14 protein-coding genes are annotated in these 18,689 nt (G+C 60.4%); 7 read left to right on the forward strand and 7 right to left on the reverse strand.

The annotated features are described in order from the left end of the window. The gene (locus ACEUCR_RS14645; RefSeq protein WP_041994956.1) at positions 1–336 is read right to left on the reverse strand and encodes a DUF3302 domain-containing protein; all 336 of its coding nucleotides are present in this window, start codon (positions 334–336) and stop codon (positions 1–3) included. 255 nt (positions 337–591) lie between these two features. On the opposite strand from ACEUCR_RS14645, the gene ACEUCR_RS14650 reads away from it, so the two are divergent. Further along, positions 592–2,238, forward strand: coding sequence for a mechanosensitive ion channel family protein (locus tag ACEUCR_RS14650; RefSeq protein WP_408791060.1), 1,647 nt, complete (start codon positions 592–594; stop codon positions 2,236–2,238). An 84-nt stretch (positions 2,239–2,322) separates the two neighbouring features. Here ACEUCR_RS14650 and ACEUCR_RS14655 read toward each other — a convergent pair whose 3' ends face one another. The 6 genes from ACEUCR_RS14655 to ACEUCR_RS14680 form a co-directional block, all read right to left on the reverse strand. Then, a complete protein-coding gene (locus tag ACEUCR_RS14655; RefSeq protein ID WP_408791063.1) occupies positions 2,323–3,744 on the reverse strand; it encodes a carbon starvation CstA family protein in 1,422 nt (473 codons plus the stop codon). A gap of 150 nt (positions 3,745–3,894) precedes the next feature. Continuing rightward, positions 3,895–4,599, reverse strand: coding sequence for a two-component system response regulator BtsR (gene btsR / locus ACEUCR_RS14660; protein ID WP_041994952.1), 705 nt, complete (start codon positions 4,597–4,599; stop codon positions 3,895–3,897). Between the two features lie 52 nt (positions 4,600–4,651). Continuing rightward, positions 4,652–6,322 (reverse strand): sensor histidine kinase, encoded by a 1,671-nt coding sequence (locus tag ACEUCR_RS14665; protein ID WP_041994949.1) that lies wholly within the window; start codon positions 6,320–6,322, stop codon positions 4,652–4,654. A 353-nt stretch (positions 6,323–6,675) separates the two neighbouring features. Next, a complete protein-coding gene (locus ACEUCR_RS14670) occupies positions 6,676–7,914 on the reverse strand; it encodes an HD-GYP domain-containing protein (protein ID WP_408791065.1) in 1,239 nt (412 codons plus the stop codon). 110 nt (positions 7,915–8,024) lie between these two features. Continuing rightward, the gene (gene adhE / locus ACEUCR_RS14675) at positions 8,025–10,691 is read right to left on the reverse strand and encodes a bifunctional acetaldehyde-CoA/alcohol dehydrogenase (RefSeq protein WP_041994945.1); all 2,667 of its coding nucleotides are present in this window, start codon (positions 10,689–10,691) and stop codon (positions 8,025–8,027) included. A 295-nt stretch (positions 10,692–10,986) separates the two neighbouring features. Beyond that, entirely contained in the window at positions 10,987–11,616 is a 630-nt protein-coding gene (locus tag ACEUCR_RS14680) for a 2OG-Fe dioxygenase family protein (protein ID WP_041994943.1), read from the reverse strand. A gap of 266 nt (positions 11,617–11,882) precedes the next feature. Here ACEUCR_RS14680 and ACEUCR_RS14685 point away from each other — a divergent pair, with 266 nt between their 5' ends. The 6 genes from ACEUCR_RS14685 to oppF all read left to right on the forward strand — a co-directional run bounded on the left by ACEUCR_RS14685 (position 11,883) and on the right by oppF (position 18,470). Beyond that, positions 11,883–12,518, forward strand: a complete 636-nt coding sequence (locus tag ACEUCR_RS14685) for a YchE family NAAT transporter (protein WP_041994941.1) — start codon at positions 11,883–11,885, stop codon at positions 12,516–12,518. A gap of 281 nt (positions 12,519–12,799) precedes the next feature. Continuing rightward, positions 12,800–14,419 (forward strand): ABC transporter substrate-binding protein, encoded by a 1,620-nt coding sequence (locus ACEUCR_RS14690; protein ID WP_111874499.1) that lies wholly within the window; start codon positions 12,800–12,802, stop codon positions 14,417–14,419. Positions 14,420–14,515: 96 nt separating this feature from the next. Next, positions 14,516–15,436 carry an oligopeptide ABC transporter permease OppB gene (gene oppB, locus ACEUCR_RS14695; protein ID WP_041994937.1) on the forward strand — a complete coding sequence of 307 codons (921 nt, stop codon included), beginning with the start codon at positions 14,516–14,518 and terminating at the stop codon, positions 15,434–15,436. Between the two features lie 14 nt (positions 15,437–15,450). Next, positions 15,451–16,362 (forward strand): oligopeptide ABC transporter permease OppC, encoded by a 912-nt coding sequence (gene oppC / locus ACEUCR_RS14700; RefSeq protein ID WP_041994935.1) that lies wholly within the window; start codon positions 15,451–15,453, stop codon positions 16,360–16,362. A gap of 131 nt (positions 16,363–16,493) precedes the next feature. Beyond that, complete coding sequence (oppD, locus tag ACEUCR_RS14705; protein ID WP_041994933.1) at positions 16,494–17,474, forward strand: ABC transporter ATP-binding protein; 981 nt, start codon at positions 16,494–16,496, stop codon at positions 17,472–17,474. Then, complete coding sequence (oppF, locus tag ACEUCR_RS14710) at positions 17,475–18,470, forward strand: murein tripeptide/oligopeptide ABC transporter ATP binding protein OppF (protein WP_041994931.1); 996 nt, start codon at positions 17,475–17,477, stop codon at positions 18,468–18,470. It begins immediately after the preceding gene. Positions 18,471–18,689 lie beyond the last annotated feature (219 nt).

The following is an 18,689-nucleotide window of genomic DNA, read 5'->3' on the forward strand; positions in this document are numbered from 1 at the left end:
TTACCTGTTTTCGGTCTGTTCGAGCGTTGCCATGCGTGCTTGCAAAGCGGCAAGTTCTTTCTTGAGCTTGGTGATGTCGGCTTCGTCTGTTTCAAGGCGCTGGCTAAAGCCCCAACCGCGTTCTGGGCGATAGAGGGTGGCCCAGATCCAGAGGAAGGGCCAGAGCACATGCAGGGTAAACAGGCTGACCCAGCCTGCCACGTGAATGGCATCCTGGTGCGGGTGTTGGCGATGCTTGGCTATTTCATAGGGAATATCATGAATGACGATGATTCCGTAAAACATGACCAAGACAACGAACACCAATATTCCCAGGGCAATATAATCAAGTGCCATTTATCTCTCCGGTTTACATCTCAGTCGCAAGGCCAAATTTAGCCTAGCATCCACAGTATATCGGCTGTCATGATGCCAGCATATTTTCCCTGCATAAAGAGGAAATTACGTGCGAATCTTGGCGGTACAGCCTTCATTCAGGGGCATATTATGGTGAGGGATGACGGCGGTATTTCAATAGGGAATTTGATGTGTCATCAGGAGATGAACCGGGCAGATCCGGTGGTCCATGGACAGGGAGGCGGGAGTGACGAGATGAAAAAAATATCTGCAATGAAGGCATTGTGGGCCGGGCTGTTGCTGGTGCTGGTCAATCTGTCCCTGGTCACGCAGGCCGTTGGCGCCGAACCCAGGCTGGATCCCACCGAGCAGGAGAAGGCGCAGACCCTGATCCTGCTTCATGAGCCCATCGTCCTGCTGCAGGCCAAGTTCGGTCGCCTGGACGGGGCGGCCCGGGTGCGTCTGGTCAAGGAGCGAGTCAAGCAGTTGCAGGCGTCCGACCTTGAACACCCCATCACCCTGGTGAGCGCCATGCGCCTGGGTCAGGATACCCGGGAGTTTCTGGTCAATGGCAAGCGGATCCTGGTGCTGGTGGAGGGGGATCTCGAGGCCCTGGATGAGTTGACGCTGGATCAGGCGAGCGAGCGCGTGCGGGCACGGCTCGACAAGGTGCGGCTCAAGTATCTGGAGCTGCACTCCACCCCCTATCTGCTCAAGGCTAGCGGTATGGCGCTGCTGGCCAGCCTGATCTTCTTTGGCCTGGTCTGGTCACTGCAATGGGGTCATCGACGGGTCAGGAAGTGGCTGGCCAATCGCCTCCTGCTGCAAAAGGGGCTGATCCCCCATCAATGGCGTCAGGTGGCGGGCAATGTGGAGGTCCGCCTGCTTGCGATCATCACCCTGCTGCTGCTGTTCATGCTCACCTATGGCTGGCTCACCTATGTGCTGGCGCGCTTCCCCCAGACCCGGGCCTGGAGCGAGCGACTGGGGGCTTCCCTCTTCGACCTGTGCGTCGACATGCTGGAGGGGATCATGGCGGCCATGCCTGGGCTGGTGACAGTGCTGTTGATCTTCGTCATCACCCGCCTGTTCATTCGCATGCTGGCCATCGTCTTCGACCGTATCGAGCGTGGCCAGTTCCGGGTACAGGGGTTGCACGCCGAGACGGTGGGAGCGACCCGGCGCCTGCTCTCCGTGGTGATCTGGCTGTTTGCCCTGACGGTGGCCTACCCCTATCTGCCGGGGGCCGACTCCGATGCCTTCAAGGGGGTGAGCGTCTTCTTCGGCCTCATGGTGACCCTGGGCTCCGCCGGCATCATGAACCATGCCATGAGCGGCCTGGTGCTTATCTACTCCCGCGCCCTGCGCCCCGGCGATCTGGTGCAGATTGGCGAGGTGGAGGGGATGGTGACCGAGCTCAGCGCCCTCTCCACCAAGCTGGTGACCCGCCAGGATCACGAGGTGACCCTGCCCAACGCCGTGGTGGTGGGGGGCAAGGTGACCAACCTGACTCGATTGGCGGGGGAGAAGGGGGTGGCCTTGCTGACCAAGGTGACCATCGGCTATGACACCCCCTGGCGCCAGGTCCATGCCATGCTGGAGCTGGCGGCCCGGCGTTGCGAGCGGCTCAACCAGGAGCAGGCCCCCCTGGTGCGCCAGCTCAATTTGCAGGACTGGTACGTGGAGTACGAGTTGCAGGTGCGGATGAAGCCGGGTTTGCTGCCCGCCGTGGTCAAGACCGAGCTCCACGGCCACATCCAGGACGTGTTCAACGAGTTTGGCGTGCAGATCATGTCCCCCAACTTCATTGCCCAGCCCGAGCAGGCGGTGCTGGTGGCCAGGGAGCAGTGGTACCAGGCACCGGCCGAAGCGCCCAAAGAGGAGGGGGGAGCCGGCAACTGAGCCAGTTGATGGCGTCAGGGGCGCAACGAGAAAGGCCCGGCAGTGATGCCGGGCCTTTTGCCGTTGCCTGTTTGTTGGTGGGGGTCAGCTCTCGTTGGGACGGCTCACCAGGGTCGGGCGGTACTTCAGCAGGAAGGCGACCGTTATGACGGCGGTGGAGGCCAGACCAATGATGGTGGAGATGCCCATCTCCATGCCAAAGCCGATGGGGGCGTTGGCCAGGTAGGTGATGACCACGGCGGTCATGAACATGGCCGGTATGGTGCAGACCCAGTGCAGCTTGGCTTCCTTGGCCAGGTAGGCGGCGCCGGCCCACAGCATGATCACGGCCGTGGTCTGGTTGGCCCAGCCAAAGTAGCGCCAGATCACCCCGAATTCCGCCTTGGAGATGAGGTAGCCCACCACGAACATGGGGATGGCGATCAGCAGACGCTTGACGATGGGCTTCTGGGTCATGTTGAGGAAGTCCGCCACGATCAGGCGGGCACTGCGAAATGCCGTGTCGCCAGAGGTGATGGGCAGGATCACCACGCCGAGGATGGCCAGGATGCCGCCGACGGTGCCGAGCAGACCGGTGGAGACCTCGTGGACCACGGCGGAGGGGCCGCCGCTGGCCAGGGTGGCGTTCAGGGCATCTGTGCTCTCGTAGAAGGAGAGACCCAGGGTGCACCAGATCAGGGCGATGACCCCTTCACCTATCATGGCGCCGTAGAAAATGAAGCGGCCGGATTTCTCGTTTTGCATGCAGCGGGCCATCAGCGGCGACTGGGTGGCATGGAAGCCGGACACGGCGCCACAGGCGATGGTGATGAAGAGCAGCGGCCAGAGCGGCAGATCGGTCGGATGCAGGTTGGAGAAATCCATCCCCGTGTTGTAGAACCCCTTGCCCGAGACCATGAGACCGATGACCAGGCCCACGGACATGAACACCAGCAGGGCGCCGAAGATGGGGTAGAAGCGACCGATGATCTTGTCGATGGGCACTATGGTCGCGAGTATGTAGTAGGCGAAGATGGCGCCAATCCAGTAGACGATCTCGATGTGAGTCAGGCTGGAGAGCAGGCCTGCCGGGCTCAGCACGAACACCACGCCCACCAGCATCAGCAGGATGACGGCGAACAGGTTCATGAAGTGCTTGGCGACCGAGCCCAGGTGCTCGCCGACCACGGTCGGCACGGAGGCACCCTTGGCGCGCACCGACAGCATGCCGGAGAAGTAGTCATGGACGGCGCCGGCGAAGATGCAGCCGAACACTATCCACAGCATGGCCACCGGGCCGTAGAGGGCCCCCAGGATGGGACCGAAGATGGGACCGACCCCGGCGATGTTGAGCAGTTGTACCAGGTAGATCTTCTTGTCGGACATGGGCACATAGTCCACCCCGTCGGCCATGGTGACTGCCGGCGTCTTGAGCTCGGGTTTTGGGCCAAATATCCGTTCGATGAACTTGCCGTATATGAAATAGCCGGCGACCAGCAGGCCGACACAGAGGAAGAACCAGACCATTGTTACGCTCCAATGCTTGTTATTGTGGTGTGCAGCGGGAGTCTAGGGGGCGGGTGTGTAAAGCGCATGTGAAAAAGCCTGAGCGGTCATGTGGCGACCCGAGCGGCGGGCGTGTGTGATCCCGCTCACTGTGTAGGCTTGATGTAACGCTCAATTGAGGCCGAACTTGTCCTTGAGCTCCTTGAGGTAGCGGCGACTGACCGGTACGCGGGCCCCGCTGGGGGTGACTATCTCGGCCAGCTGGTTGTCGAGCAGGGCTATCTCGAAGATGGCGGCGGGGTGGATCAGGTATTGGCGATGGCAGCGCAGCAGCGGGCTCTTCTCCTCCAGGGCCTTGAGGGTGAGCTGGGTGTGAAGCAGTTCTCCCTGGCAGGCCACGTGCACGCCGCCGAGATCCGAGAAGGCGTACTCCACCTGGTCGATGGGCAGCAGCCGCACCCGGTTGTGCAGATAGCCGGGAATGTGGCGAATGGGCGGCGCCAGGGTGGCCACGGGCTGGGGGCGCATGTCCTGCTTGAGGCGCGCCAGCGTCTTGGCGAGGCGGGCAGGCTCCACCGGCTTGAGCAGATAGTCGAAGGCGTTTTCCTCGAAGGCCTGGACGGCGTAGTCATCAAACGCGGTGACAAACACGATGCGGGGCAGAGGGTCGAGCATGGCCACCAGCTCCATGCCGCTGAGCTTGGGCATCTGGATGTCGAGGAACACCACATCCGGTTTCAGGGCATTGATGAGGGTGAGTGCTTCCAGGGCATTGGCCGCCTGCCCCAGGATCTCGATGGCGGGATCCTGGCCGAGCAGCAGGGCCAGTTCGTCCCGGGCATAGGGTTCATCGTCGACGATCAGGGTACGGATCATGCCGCCCCCCTGGCGCAAGGGGCGCGCCCGTCTCTGTGCTGGGGGAAAGGGGTCATGTGCTCTCCTTGGGCAGGGTGAAGGAGACCCGGGTCCAGTGGTCGGGCTCGCAGCGAATGTTGATGCCATATTGGGGGCCAAAGGCGCTCTTTAGCCGCTTGTCGACGATGGAGATACCGAGCCCGTCGCCGTTTGCCCCCGGTTGCCAGCAGCCGGCGTTGTCCTCGACGCTGATGGTCACGCACCCCTCATGCTCCTGGGCGAGCAGCCGCAGCCGTCCCTCGCCGAGCAGGGTGGAGATGCCGTGCTTGATGGCGTTCTCGATGAGGGGCTGCAGGGTGAAGCTTGGCAGGCGCAGCTGGGCCAGATGGGGCGGGATCTCGTTGATGACGGTCAGGCGGTCGCCAAAGCGGGCCAGCTCTATCTCCAGATAGGACTGGCAGTGCTCCTGCTCCTCCTGCAGGGTGGCGAGCCCGCTCTGGCGCTTGAGGTTGTTGCGAAAGAAGCGCGACAGGTGCAGCAGTAGCTCCCGGGCCTTGTCCGGGTTGCTGCGGGTGATGGCGCTGATGGTATTGAGGGTGTTGAACAGGAAATGGGGGTTGATCTGGGCCTGCACCAGCTTGAGTTCGGACTGCATCAGCAGCCGCTGTTGCTGCTCTATCCGGCCGCTGAGCAGCTGCTGGGAGAGCAGGTTGGCGATCCCCTCGCCCAGGGTGTGGTTGATCTTGAGAAACAGCCGGGTCTTGGGCTCGTAGAGCTTGATGGTGCCTATCACCCCCATGTCTCCCTGCAGGGGGATCACCAGTACCGAGCCGAGCTCGCACTGGGGGGAGATGCTGCAACGATAAGGCTGGCTGTTGCCATCGGCAAACAGCACCCGGTTCTCGCTGATGGCCTGCTGGGTGAGACGGGAGGTAATGGGGGTGCCGGGCTTGTGGTGATCTTCCCCTGTGCCGATGAAGGCCAGGATCTGGCGGGTATCCGTGATGGCCACGGCGCCGACCCCGGTCTCCTCCTTGATGATGTGGGCGATTTTCTCGCTGGCATCGCTGGTGAAACCCCGGCTCATGATGCCGACGGTGCGGTTGGCGATGGTGAGGGCCTTGGCCGAAAAGACCCGGGAGAACTTCTCATACATCTGCTGCTGGTCACGGATCATGCTGATGAAAAGCGCCGCTCCGCAGGAGTTGGCCAAGATCATGGGGGTGGCGATGGTGCGCACCAGCAGCAGCGCCTTGTCGAAGGGGGCTGCCACCAGCAGTATGATGGCCATCTGCATCGCCTCGGCCACCAGGGTGACGAAGAAGGCGGTTCTGGGCTCGAACAGGGCATCCATCCGCCCGGCCCGCATCAGGCGCCAGTGGACCAGGCCCCCCAGCAGCCCCTCGCAGGTGGTGGAGATGGCGCAGGCGAGATCGGTAAAGCCCCCCAGGCTGTAGCGGTGCAGGCCGCCGGTCAGACCGACCAGCAGGCCGACCAATGGGCCCCCCAGCAAACCGCCGAGCACGGCGCCCACCGCCCGGGTGTTGGCGATGGCATCGTCTATGTCCAGCCCCACATAGGTGCCCAGGATGCAGAAACCGGAAAAGAGCACATAGATGAGCACCTTGTGGGGCAGGCGCACCGAGAAGTGGGTCAGGGGCCGAAACAGCGGTGTCTTGGAGAAGAGGTAGGCGATGACCAGAAAGACGCTCATCTGTTGCAGCAGAGAGAGGATCAATTGCATGAAAAGTGTTCCCCATGGTGAGAGAGCCAACTGGTTACCATCGTGCGATAACTGTGATCCGGATCTTGTTCTGTGGTGGTGCCACTGTGATGCTGGGGCGCATTTTGCCAGAGCGTGAAAATAAAAACATATAAAATCAGTGCGTTAAATTGATATTTGTATAAACGAGAAACAATTGATATTCAGATGGTGAGCATGAATGCGTCCATCGGGCGCGCCACACGGAGGTGGCATGCTCCGCCCGGCCTCTGGCTGGGCGTTTTTTATCCAGCTCCAATGGCGGACGATTCTGGAGGGGCTCGAGCAATTATTCAGGTTTGTCCAATGAGTTATCCCCAGCTTCTGGGGATAACTCAGAATGCAAAGTAATAACAGCAACGTCGCCCCAAATTGAAGAAGTGGCGTTGGGCCTCGTCAAGCTCCTCCGGCTTGAGGGAGGCGGTGATGGTGCGCCCATCTTCGCGCAGATCGATGAGACTGACCCCCTCGGCTCGCTGGCCCTTGATAAAAGGGAGGATCTTGGGACTGAGGGGGCGGGTCGGCTCCGTGCTGATCACCAGGGCCAGGGCGCCGTCCGAGAGCTGCACCAGGGTGCCCGGGGGATAGACGCCGAGCAGCTTGATGAGCAGCTTGACCATGGATTGTTCGAACTTCTTCTGGGAAAGCTTGTAGAGCAGGCTGATGGCCTGATTGGGGGTGACCGGCTGGCTCGCTCCCCTGGGGTGCAGCAGCTCGTCGAAGTAGTCCACCAGACCGATGAGTCGCACCAGGGGCGGTATCTCTCCCCCCTTGATCCCGAGCGGAAAACCGCTGCCGTCGAGCCGCTCGTGATGCAGGTGGGCCACCTGGCGGACCCTGGGTTCGAATGCCTGCAGCTGATTGAGCATCTCCAGCCCGTACTGGGGGTGCATGTTGAGGTAGTTCTGCTCGGCCCGGGTCAGTTCGCCTCGCTTCTGGCTTATCTGGGAGGGGATCCTCAGCTCGCCGATATCGTGAATGAGGCCGGCCAGGCCGACCTCCTCGACCGCCAGGGGGCTCATCTCCAGCTCGCGGGCCATCAGCATGGCGATGAAGGCGACGTTGAGGCTGTGTTGCAGCAGTATGTCGCTGTGGGGCGTGCGAATGAGGTGCAGGCCGAGGGGACCCTCGTGCTGTGCCAGGCGGGCGGCCAGGGTACGCACCAGCTGGGCCGTGTTGGCCAGCCCCTCGTCCGGTTTCAGGTTGAGGGCGCCAAGCGCCTCGCGCAGATCCGACATCGATTGGCCATAGGCCTTCTCGGCCGCCCGAAGGGAGCGACGCCAGTGTTTCTCGTCAAAGCCGGTGTCAGCGGTGAGGGGCTCGGGATCGGGGGGAGGGGCATCCGGCGCCGCGACCACGGCGGGCTCACCGTGCAGCAGGGGGGCCAGGGGCAGATCGCTCTTGTCGGTGTCCACGGTGAGCAGGGCCAGATCCAGGTGACGGATGATGTCGAGCTGCTGCTGATCCTTGATCTTGAAGGCATTGAACAGAAAAGGGTGCTGCTGCCAGCCCACGGGCAGATGCACATAGTGACCCACCCGCAGCTGCTCTATGGATGCCTCTACCAGCGCCATATGACGCACTCCCTCGCCAAAACCCTACCCACAAGCTAGCAAAATTAGAGAGATAGACAAACAAAAAGCCCGCGCATGGGCGCGGGCTTTTGGGTCACTGCGGCGGCTTATCAGGCCTTGGCTTTCTTCTTGCCACCTTCAACCTTGGTCTCGACCTTGGCGACCACCTGGGCCTCCTCGCTGAAGGGACGGCCGTAGTAGGTGTCCATCAGGATGGCTTTGAGCTCGCTGATCAGCGGGTAGCGCGGGTTGGCGCCGGTGCACTGGTCATCGAAGGCTTCGATGGCCAGCTGGTCCACCTTGGCCAGGAAGTCGGCTTCGGTCACGCCCGCCTCGCGAATGGAGGCCGGGATCCCCAGGGTGGCCTTCAGCTCGTCCAGCCATACCAGCAGCTTCTCTATCTTGGCGGCGGTACGGTCACCGGCGGCGGTCAGACCCAGATGGTCGGCCACTTCGGCGTAACGGCGGCGAGCCTGCGGACGGTCGTACTGGGAGAACGCGGTCTGCTTGGTCGGGTTGTCGTTCGCGTTGTAGCGGATGACGTTGCTGATCAGCAGGGCGTTGGCCAGACCGTGCGGGATGTGGAACTCGGCACCCAGCTTGTGGGCCATGGAGTGACACACACCCAGGAAGGCGTTGGCGAACGCGATGCCGGCGATGGTGGCGGCGTTGTGCACCTTCTCGCGGGCAACCGGGTCGTTGGCACCGTTCTGATAGCTGGAGGGCAGGTACTCTTTGAGCAGTTTCAGGGCTTGCAGCGCCTGACCGTCGGAGTACTCGTTGGCCAGCACGGAGACATAGGCTTCCATGGCGTGGGTCACGGCATCGATACCGCCGAAGGCGCACAGGGACTTGGGCATGCCCATCACCAGGTTGGCATCGACGATGGCCATGTTCGGGGTCAGCTCGTAGTCGGCCAGCGGGTACTTCATGCCGGTGGCGTCGTCGGTCACGACCGCAAACGGGGTCACTTCAGAACCGGTACCGGATGTGGTGGTGATACAAACCAGTTCGGCCTTGACGCCCATTTTCGGGAACTTGTAGATACGCTTGCGGATGTCCATGAAGCGCATGGCGAGATCTTCGAACGCGGTGTCCGGGTGCTCGTACATGACCCACATGATCTTGGCGGCATCCATGGGGGAACCACCACCCAGGGCGACGATGACGTCCGGCTTGAAGGAGTTGGCCATCTCGGCGCCTTTGCGCACCACGGACAAGGTCGGGTCGGCTTCCACTTCGTAGAAGACTTCCACTTCCATCGACAGGCCCTTGAGCAGGCGAACCACTTCGTCGGCGTAGCCGTTGTTGAACAGGAAGCGGTCGGTGACCACCAGGGCGCGCTTCTTGCCTTCCAGGTCGCCCAGGGCGATCGGCAGGGAGCCGCGACGGAAGTAGATGGATTTAGGAAGTTTGTGCCACAGCATATTTTCTGCCCGTTTTGCGACTGTCTTCTTGTTGATCAGGTGCTTGGGACCCACGTTTTCGGAGATGGAGTTACCACCCCAGGAACCGCAACCCAGGGTCAGGGACGGGGCGATGGCGAAGTTGTACAGGTCACCGATACCACCCTGGGTGGTCGGGGTGTTGATCAGGATACGGGCGGTCTTCATCTTGTCGCCGAAGTACTTGATGCGGTCGGCGTTGCGATCCTGGTCGGTATACAGACCGGAGGTGTGGCCGATACCACCCAGGTTGACCATGGTGCAGGCCATCTCGACGGCTTCTTCGAAGTTCTTGGCACGGAACATACCCAGCGTCGGAGAGAGCTTCTCGTGAGCGAACTCTTCCTCTTCACACACTTCCAGACCTTCACCTATGAGGATCTTGGTGGTGGGGGGCACGGTCACGCCGGACATTTCGGCGATCTTGGTGGCAGGCTGGCCCACTATGTTGGCGTTCATGGCACCGTTGATCAGGATGACCTTGCGCACCTTGTCGGCTTCTTCCTTGGTCAGCACGTAACCGTTGTGGGTCGCGAAACGCTCTTTCACCTGGTCATAGATGGAATCGACCACGATGACGGCCTGCTCGGAGGCACAGACCACGCCGTTGTCGAAGGTCTTGGACATCAGGATGGAGGCGACGGCGCGCTTCACATCGGCGGTTTCGTCGATGACGACGGGAACGTTGCCGGCACCCACACCGATGGCGGGCTTGCCGGAGGAGTAGGCGGCTTTCACCATGCCCGGGCCACCGGTGGCCAGGATCAGGTTGATGTCGTTGTGCTTCATCAGGGCGTTGGACAGTTCAACGGTCGGTTGATCGATCCAGCCGATGATGTCTTTCGGCGCACCGGCGGCAATGGCTGCATCCAGAACCAGCTTGGCAGCGGTATTGGTGGAGTTCTTGGCACGGGGGTGCGGGGAGAAGATGATGGCGTTGCGGGTCTTCAGGGAGATCAAGGACTTGAAGATCGCAGTGGAGGTCGGGTTGGTGGTCGGTACGATACCGCAGATGATGCCTACCGGCTCGGCGATGGTGATGGTACCCATCTCGTCATCTTCACTGAGGATGCCGCAGGTCTTCTCTTCTTTGTACTTGTTGTAGATGTATTCGGAGGCGAAGTGGTTCTTGATGACCTTGTCTTCGATGATGCCCATACCGGACTCTTCCACGGCCATCTGGGCCAGGGGGATACGGGCATTGCTGGCGGCCAGGGCGGCGGCGCGGAAGATCTTGTCTACCTGTTCTTGCGAGAAGCTGGCGAATTCACGCTGGGCTTCCTTGACGCGGGCGACCAGTGCATCCAGTTCAGCCAAATTGGTTACTGCCATGTTTATCTCCTGATGATTTTGAAAACTGTTTAGTAAGACCTTGGCAATGCCCGGCAATTATAGTCGCCGTGTCAAGTTCGACTTGACCCCTATGGGGTATTTACACGTCTTACTGAACTGCTTTCGGTATCGATTATGGGTCGTCTCCCGCCGACGAAGCTTGATCTGGATCATGTGTAACAAAAGAACAAAAGAAATTTTATTTCACAATACATGTTTTGAGCATGTTACGGGCTTGTGGGAAGGGGGTATGTCGGGAGAAAAGGGGGCGTGAAGGTCATTCACGCCATTAAAATCAAGCAGTTAAAACGACGACATCCCAATGTCCCTGTTGTTCGGTAGGCAGGATGGGGGCCGCATTATGGTAGAAACGGCGATCGTCGAGCACCAGATACTCGCCGGTTGTTAATGCTTGTTGGAAAAAAGGTGGTTGCCTTAATCCATGATAGAGCTGAAGTTCTCCGCCACTGACCCCCTGGCTGCCACAGAAGAAGACACCGATGAAGTCGAAGCCGTCCTGATGCACCCCCTCGGGGGCGGGTGGGGTCTCGCTGCCGGAGGCGGCGCAGATCCGCATCTGGTGTACCCCTATCTCGCGGCCATCCGCCAGGGCGGTGTGGCGCACGAAGGCGGCCAGCATGGCCTGGAAGGCGTCATGCTCGGCGAAGGCGGGCACCAGATCGGCATAGGTGCGCGGCACATCTCCGAGGAACTTGTTGATGGCGGCGGCCTGGAAGAAGACGCCATTGTCGAGGCGGTGAAAGCCCTGGCCCTGTTTCTCGAAGCGGCCATAGCGGCGGCGGCGAAAATCGCCGTCGATATAGGGATCGACCGGGAGCTGTCCGAAAAACCGCGTCAGGGTGGCAACCTGCTCCGCCGGCAGGGTATCGAGTTGCCAATCCAGCGTGATGTCCGTATCTATCATTGCAAACTCCTCTTTTCATGAGATGAAATATTGCCGCCAGGATCCATGGCGAGATAAAGCTCGAAAGGAGTTTATCAAAATGTTAATTCACCACAATGTTTTTTTAACAAACGATCGTGTCGAAATTCGATAACACATTAGAGGAACTAACTGGAGAGCCCCCTTCAGCCTGAAATTATTTGATTGGTGACCCTACTCGCAATGGGGTAAATTTACGCACAATTTATTACCCCGGCCTTGTGGCCGCTCCTGTGTGGATGACATCCGTGGCTGACATCGATTTCTCGCTGTATCTGAAGTTCTTCATTGGTCTTATCGCCATCATCAACCCCCTTGGTCTGCTGCCGGTCTTCGTCAGCCTGACCAATCACCAGACTCCGTCCGAGCGAATGAAGACCAATACCACGGCCAATATCGCCGTCATGGTGATCTTGCTGGTGGCCATGTACATGGGGCAGCTGATCCTCGACGGTTTCGGCATCTCGCTCGCGTCATTTCGCATCGCAGGGGGCTCGCTCATCACCCTGATCGCCTGGTCCATGCTGCAGGGCAAGCTGGGGGAGGTGAAACACAACAAGCAGGAGAAGGGTGAACTGGCGGCCCGTGAATCCATTGCCGTGGTGCCCCTGGCACTGCCGCTGATGGCGGGGCCAGGGGCCATCTCCTCGGTCATCGTCTATGCCAGCCAGAGCCACTGGCAGCAGCTGCTCGGCATGTCTCTGGTGGTGGTGGTCTTCTCTTTCTGCTCCTGGCTCATCTTCCGAGCGGCCCCCTTGCTGTTCAAGCTGATGGGCAATACCGGCATCAACGTGGTGACCCGGATCATGGGCCTCATCATGATGTCCCTTGGCATCGAGATCATGGTGGCGGGGATCAAGGGGGTCTTTCCCAGTTTGATGTGAAGTGAGTCTGTTTTGTCGTAGCCGGTCCCTGTGACCGGCTTTTTGTTGTTTCTTTTTCTGGAACCATTTCCTAGAATCGAGCGGCTTTTGTATATAAAAGCACCGTTACAGCCTATTTAAATGCTGAATAATTCGCTGAAAGTTGTTTATTTGACCAAACTCGCGTGTCTGCCCTGAAGCTATCTATTGCATTATCAGAAATGACAGGGAATTATGCTGACTGCGTGCCTCGGCTCGCATTACGAACGAACGCATGGAATGTTCTTGTTGGAGTAATGGAAATGACTCATAAAAAAACAATGATTAATACCCTTTTGTTGGCCGCGCTATTCGGCGGAGCCTCCCAGGCCCACGCCGCCGATGTTCCCGCCGGTACCAAGCTTGCCCCCGAGCAGGTCCTGGTCAAAGGCAATGGCTCCGAGCCCGCCACCCTGGACCCGCACAAGACCGAAGGAACGGTCGAATCCAATATTCAACGTGACCTGTTCGAAGGTCTGGTCAGCTCGGGCCCCAAGGGTGAAGTGCTGCCCGGCGTCGCCGAATCCTGGGAGACCAAGGACAACAAACACTTCGTGTTCCACCTGCGCAAGGATGCCAAGTGGTCCAACGGGGATCCCGTCACCGCCCATGACTTCGTCTTCGCCTTCCAGCGGGCGGTGGATCCCAAGACGGGTTCTCCCTACTCCTGGTACATGGAGATCCCGACCATAGTCAACGCCAGCGAGATCATCGCGGGCAAGAAGCCGGCCGACACCCTAGGGGTGAAGGCGGTCGATGATCACACCTTCGAGGTGCAGCTGGAAAAAGCGATCCCTTACTTCGTCAGCATGCTCTCCCACACCACCACCTATCCGGTTCCGAAGAAGGTGATCGAGCAGTTTGGTGACAAGTGGACCCAGCCCGGCAACATGGTCTCCAACGGTGCCTACCAGCTGAAAGACTGGGTGGTCAACGAGCGGGTCGATGTGGAGCGCAACCCCCACTACTGGAACAACGCCAAGACCGTCATCAACAAGGTGACCTATCTGCCGATCCAGTCCACCAACGCCGAGCTGAACCGCTATCTGGCCGGTGAAGTGGACATGACCTATCAGATGCCCATCGAACGCTTCAAGCAGATGAAGAAAGAGAAGCCCGATGAGCTGAAGGTGACCGGTTATGTGGGCACCTACTACTACACCTTCAACACCAAGCGCAAACCCTATGACGACGCCCGGGTGCGTACCGCCCTCACCTACGCCATCGATCGCAACGTGATCGCCGACAAGGTGATGGGGCAGGGCCAGACTCCGAGCTATGCCCTGGTGCCTGACTTCGTGGACGGCTTCAAACCGGTGGCGCCCGAGTGGTCCAAGCTGAGCCAGGCCGAGCTTGATGCCAAGGCCAAGGCCCTGCTGGCCGAGGCCGGTTATGGCCCGGGCAACCCGCTCAAGTTCGAGCTGCTCTACAACACCGACGACAACCACAAGAAGGTGGCCGTGGCCGTCGCCTCCATGTGGAAGAAACTCGGCGTGCAGGTGAGCCTGGTGAACCAGGAGTGGAAGACCTACCTTGAGACCCTCAAGCAGGGGCAGTTCGATGTGGCCCGCCGCGGCTGGATTGCGGACTACAACGAAGCCTCTTCCATGCTGGATCTGATGCAGACCACCCACGGCAACAACGACGGCAAATACTCCAATCCGACGTTCGACAAGCTGATGGACGAGTCGCGGGATCAGGTCGACGATGCGTCCCGCAACAAGCTCTATGCCCAGGCCGAAGAGATCCTGGCCAAGGACATGCCCATCGCCCCCATCTATCAGTACGTGACGGCCCGCATGGTCAAGCCCTACGTGGGCGGCTACCCGGCCAACCCGCTCGACAACCTCTACAGCAAAGACATGTATGTCGTTGCTCACTGAGTAAAGAAACAAGTCGCATAACAAGCAGGCCCGCCACGGCGCGGGCCTAAATTAAAACCGCGACCCTTTGGAAGCAGTACAGGACAGGAAATGTCTATGTTGAAATTCATCCTCAAACGTCTGTTGGAAGCGATCCCGACCCTGCTGGTCCTGATCACCGTCTCCTTCTTCATGATGCGCTTCGCCCCCGGTAACCCCTTTACCAGCGAACGGGCATTGCCGCCGGAAGTGCTGGCGAACATAGAGGCCAAGTACGGCCTGGACAAACCCATCGGCACCCAATACCTCACCTACCTGGGCAACCTGGTTCAAGGTGACTTGGGGCCTTCGTTCAAATACAAGGATTTCTCGGTCAATGATCTGGTGAGCCAGGCCCTGCCGGTCTCCGCCAAGATAGGGGCCTTCGCCTTCCTGTTTGCGGTCCTGCTGGGGGTCACCTTCGGCACCATAGCGGCCTTGAAACAGAACACCCTCATCGACTATCTGCTGATGTCGTCGGCCATGGCCGGGGTGGTGATACCCGGCTTCGTGCTGGCGCCCTTGCTGGTGCTCTTCTTCAGCATCTATCTGGGCTGGTTCCCGGCCGGTGGCTGGCAGGGGGGCGGGGTGCAGTTCATGGTGCTGCCGGTGTTCGGCATGATGATGTACTACATCTCCGCCATCTCCCGCATCATGCGTGGCAGCATGATAGAGACCATGAACTCCAACTTCATCCGCACCGCCCGTGCCAAGGGCCTGCCCCTGCGCCACATCATCCTCAAGCACGCCCTGCGCCCGGCCATGCTGCCGGTGGTCTCCTATCTGGGACCGGCCTTTGTCGGCATCATCACAGGTTCCGTGGTGATCGAGACCATCTTCGGCCTGCCGGGGATTGGCCAGCTGTTCGTCAACGGAGCGCTGAACCGTGATTACTCCATGGTGCTCGGCCTGACCATTCTGGTCGGCGCCTTGACCATCACCTTTAACGCCGTGGTCGATATTCTCTATGCCTTCATCGATCCCAAGATCCGTTACTAAGCCGGGAGTACATCATGGTTGTCACAACTGAGAAACGCGAAGCCGTCGAGGCGTTCGCGCAACAAGTGGAAGTGGTGGAGGGGCGTTCCCTGTGGAAGGATGCCCGCCGCCGTTTCCTGCGCAACAGGGCCGCACTGGTGAGTCTCATCATTCTCACCTTCATTGGGCTGGCGGTGATCGTCGGGCCGCACCTGTCCCAATACACCTTCGACGATCCGGACTGGGGCGCCATGCAGGCAGCCCCAGACATGGAGACGGGCCACTGGTTCGGTACCGACAGCCTGGGGCGCGACCTGTTCGTGCGAACCCTGCTGGGCGGGCGCATCTCCCTGATGGTCGGCATCATGGGGGCCCTGGTGGCCGTCATCATAGGTACCCTGTACGGCGCCGCCTCCGGCTTTATCGGCGGTCGCGTCGACAGCCTGATGATGCGGGTGCTGGAGATCCTCAACGCCTTCCCCTTCATGTTCTTCGTCATCATGCTGGTGACCTTCTTCGGTCGCAATCTGGCGCTCATCTTCATCGCCATCGGCGCGGTGAGCTGGCTCGACATGGCGCGGATCGTCCGCGGCCAGACCCTGAGCCTCAAGAGCAAGGAGTTCATCGAGGCGGCCCATGTGTGCGGTGTCTCCAAGTGGAAAATCATCACCCGTCATATCGTGCCCAACGTGCTGGGCATCGTGGCGGTCTACGCCACCCTGCTGGTGCCCGGGATGATCATGTTCGAATCCTTCCTGAGCTTCCTGGGTCTGGGGGTACAAGAGCCCATGACCAGCTGGGGGGCCCTGCTGGATGAAGGCTCCAAGTCGATGGAAGTGGCCATCTGGCAACTCCTCTTCCCCGCCGGTTTCATGGTGGTGACCCTGTTTTGCTTCAACTTCCTCGGGGACGGTCTGCGTGATGCCCTCGATCCAAAGGATCGATAAGACGGCAAAGGATCGGTAAGGCGCCAAGGGCCCGACAAGACCCCAGGGCGCCACAAGACCCATCCGCTGAGCGCGCGGCGCCAGCGGACTGGTCAGGCAAGCATCACGAGCGATCGATAAGGAATTTTTAGATGAATTTACTGGATGTAAAAGATCTGCGGGTCGAGTTCAAGACCCCGGACGGCAACGTGGTGGCCGTGAACGACCTCAACTTCTCCCTGGCGGCAGGCGAGACCCTCGGCATCGTCGGCGAGTCCGGTTCGGGCAAGTCCCAGACCGCGTTCGCCATCATGGGGCTGCTGGCCAAGAACGGCATCATCACCGGCTCGGCCAGGTTTCAGGGGGAGGAGATACTCAATCTCCCGGAAGCCAAGCTCAACAAGATCCGCTCCGAGAAGATCGCCATGATCTTCCAGGACCCCATGACCTCGCTCAACCCCTACATGAAGGTGAAGGATCAGCTGATGGAAGTGCTGATGCTGCACAAGGGGGTGACCAAGGCGGCGGCGTTCGAGGAGTCGGTGCGCATGCTGGACGCGGTGAAGATCCCAGAGTCGCGCCAGCGCATGAACATGTACCCCCACGAGTTCTCCGGCGGCATGCGCCAGCGGGTGATGATCGCCATGGCACTGCTGTGCCGACCCCAGCTGCTCATCGCCGACGAGCCGACCACGGCGCTGGACGTGACGGTGCAGGCCCAGATAATGACCCTGATGAACGAGCTCAAGCGCGAGTTCAATACCTCCATCATCATGATCACCCATGATCTGGGCGTGGTGGCCGGTATCTGCGACAAGGTGCTGGTGATGTATGCCGGGCGCACCATGGAGTACGGCCGGGTGAACGACATCTTCTATCGCCCGAGCCACCCCTATACCGAAGGCTTGCTGCGAGCCATTCCCCGTCTCGATACCGAGGGGGAGATATTGCCCACCATCCCGGGCAACCCGCCCAACCTGCTGCGTCTGCCCAAAGGCTGCCCCTTCCAGGAGCGATGCCACCGCGCGCACGAGCGCTGCGGCCAGGAGTCGCCGCGCCTGCTGCCCTTCAACGACGGCCGCACCCGTGCGTGCCACTGGGTGTCCGATGCCATGGTCAAGGGAGTGAACTAAATGGGTACCGACAAGAAACTGCTGCTGGAAGTGTCCGACCTCAAGGTCCACTTCAGCATCAAGAGCGACAAGGCCTGGCCCTGGGCCAAGCCCTCCACCCTCAAGGCGGTGGACGGGGTGACCCTGCGCCTGTACGAGGGGGAGACCCTCGGTGTGGTGGGGGAGTCCGGCTGCGGCAAGTCCACCTTCGCCCGGGCCCTGATAGGCCTGGTGCCGGCCACCGACGGCAAGGTGGTGTGGCTGGGCCAGGATCTGACCAAGCTCGAACAGAACGCCCTGCGCGAAAAGCGCAAGGAGATCCAGATGATCTTCCAGGACCCGCTGGCCTCCTTGAATCCGCGCATGACCATAGGCGACATCATCGCCGAGCCCCTGATCACCTTCTACCCCAGGCTCCCCAAGGCGGAGGTGGAGAACCGGGTGCGGGCCATGATGACCAAGGTGGGCCTCTTGCCCAACCTGGTGAACCGCTATCCCCATGAGTTCTCGGGCGGTCAGTGCCAGCGTATCGGCATCGCCAGGGCGCTGATCCTCGAGCCCAAGATGATCATCTGCGACGAGCCGGTCTCGGCGCTGGATGTCTCCATCCAGGCCCAGGTGGTCAACCTGCTCAAGTCCATCCAGAAGGAGATGGGGCTGTCCCTCATCTTCATCGCCCACGACCTGTCTGTGGTCAAGCACATCTCGGATCGGGTGCTGGTGATGTATCTGGGCAATGCGGTGGAGCTTGGCAAGGGCAAGGAGATCTACGCCAATCCCCTGCATCCCTACACCCGGGCCCTGATGTCGGCGGTGCCCATCCCGGATCCGGATCTCGAGCGTAGCAAGGTCATTCAGATCCTGGAGGGGGATCTGCCGTCCCCCATGAATCCGCCGTCCGGCTGCGTGTTTCGCACCCGCTGCCCGGTGGCGGGCCCCGAATGTGCCAAGACCCGGCCCGTGCTCGAGGGCAACTTCGATCACGCCGTCTCCTGCCTGAAAGTGGATCCGCTCTGAGGCCAGGGCTCTGCCAGGGGGCGCCCGTCGGGCGCCCCTCTTTTTTGTGGCTGAGTGAAGATGCGCCTTGGCGCCGCCGTTCGAGGCTGTTACCATCCGCCCCACAAGGGGAGTAACTTCTCGCCGGTCTGTCGTCATTACGGTGTGTTTGCACAGCAAGCCACCCGGCACCCGGGCAGTCGATGGCAATCGGCTGTAAGTGAGACCTTGCCGAGAGGC

The organism is Aeromonas bivalvium (assembly GCF_046078285.1).
Lineage (GTDB): Bacteria > Pseudomonadota > Gammaproteobacteria > Enterobacterales > Aeromonadaceae > Aeromonas > Aeromonas bivalvium.

What these genes read in the sequence shown, in the direction of transcription:
- ACEUCR_RS14645 (WP_041994956.1), bottom strand. Translation starts at nt 336, where the DNA reads ATGGCACTTGATTATATTGCCCTGGGAATATTGGTGTTCGTTGTCTTG.
- ACEUCR_RS14650 (WP_408791060.1), top strand. Translation starts at nt 592, where the DNA reads ATGAAAAAAATATCTGCAATGAAGGCATTGTGGGCCGGGCTGTTGCTG.
- ACEUCR_RS14655 (WP_408791063.1), bottom strand. Translation starts at nt 3,744, where the DNA reads ATGGTCTGGTTCTTCCTCTGTGTCGGCCTGCTGGTCGCCGGCTATTTC.
- btsR (WP_041994952.1), bottom strand. Translation starts at nt 4,599, where the DNA reads ATGATCCGTACCCTGATCGTCGACGATGAACCCTATGCCCGGGACGAA.
- ACEUCR_RS14665 (WP_041994949.1), bottom strand. Translation starts at nt 6,322, where the DNA reads ATGCAATTGATCCTCTCTCTGCTGCAACAGATGAGCGTCTTTCTGGTC.
- ACEUCR_RS14670 (WP_408791065.1), bottom strand. Translation starts at nt 7,914, where the DNA reads ATGGCGCTGGTAGAGGCATCCATAGAGCAGCTGCGGGTGGGTCACTAT.
- adhE (WP_041994945.1), bottom strand. Translation starts at nt 10,691, where the DNA reads ATGGCAGTAACCAATTTGGCTGAACTGGATGCACTGGTCGCCCGCGTC.
- ACEUCR_RS14680 (WP_041994943.1), bottom strand. Translation starts at nt 11,616, where the DNA reads ATGATAGATACGGACATCACGCTGGATTGGCAACTCGATACCCTGCCG.
- ACEUCR_RS14690 (WP_111874499.1), top strand. Translation starts at nt 12,800, where the DNA reads ATGACTCATAAAAAAACAATGATTAATACCCTTTTGTTGGCCGCGCTA.
- oppB (WP_041994937.1), top strand. Translation starts at nt 14,516, where the DNA reads ATGTTGAAATTCATCCTCAAACGTCTGTTGGAAGCGATCCCGACCCTG.
- oppC (WP_041994935.1), top strand. Translation starts at nt 15,451, where the DNA reads ATGGTTGTCACAACTGAGAAACGCGAAGCCGTCGAGGCGTTCGCGCAA.
- oppD (WP_041994933.1), top strand. Translation starts at nt 16,494, where the DNA reads ATGAATTTACTGGATGTAAAAGATCTGCGGGTCGAGTTCAAGACCCCG.
- oppF (WP_041994931.1), top strand. Translation starts at nt 17,475, where the DNA reads ATGGGTACCGACAAGAAACTGCTGCTGGAAGTGTCCGACCTCAAGGTC.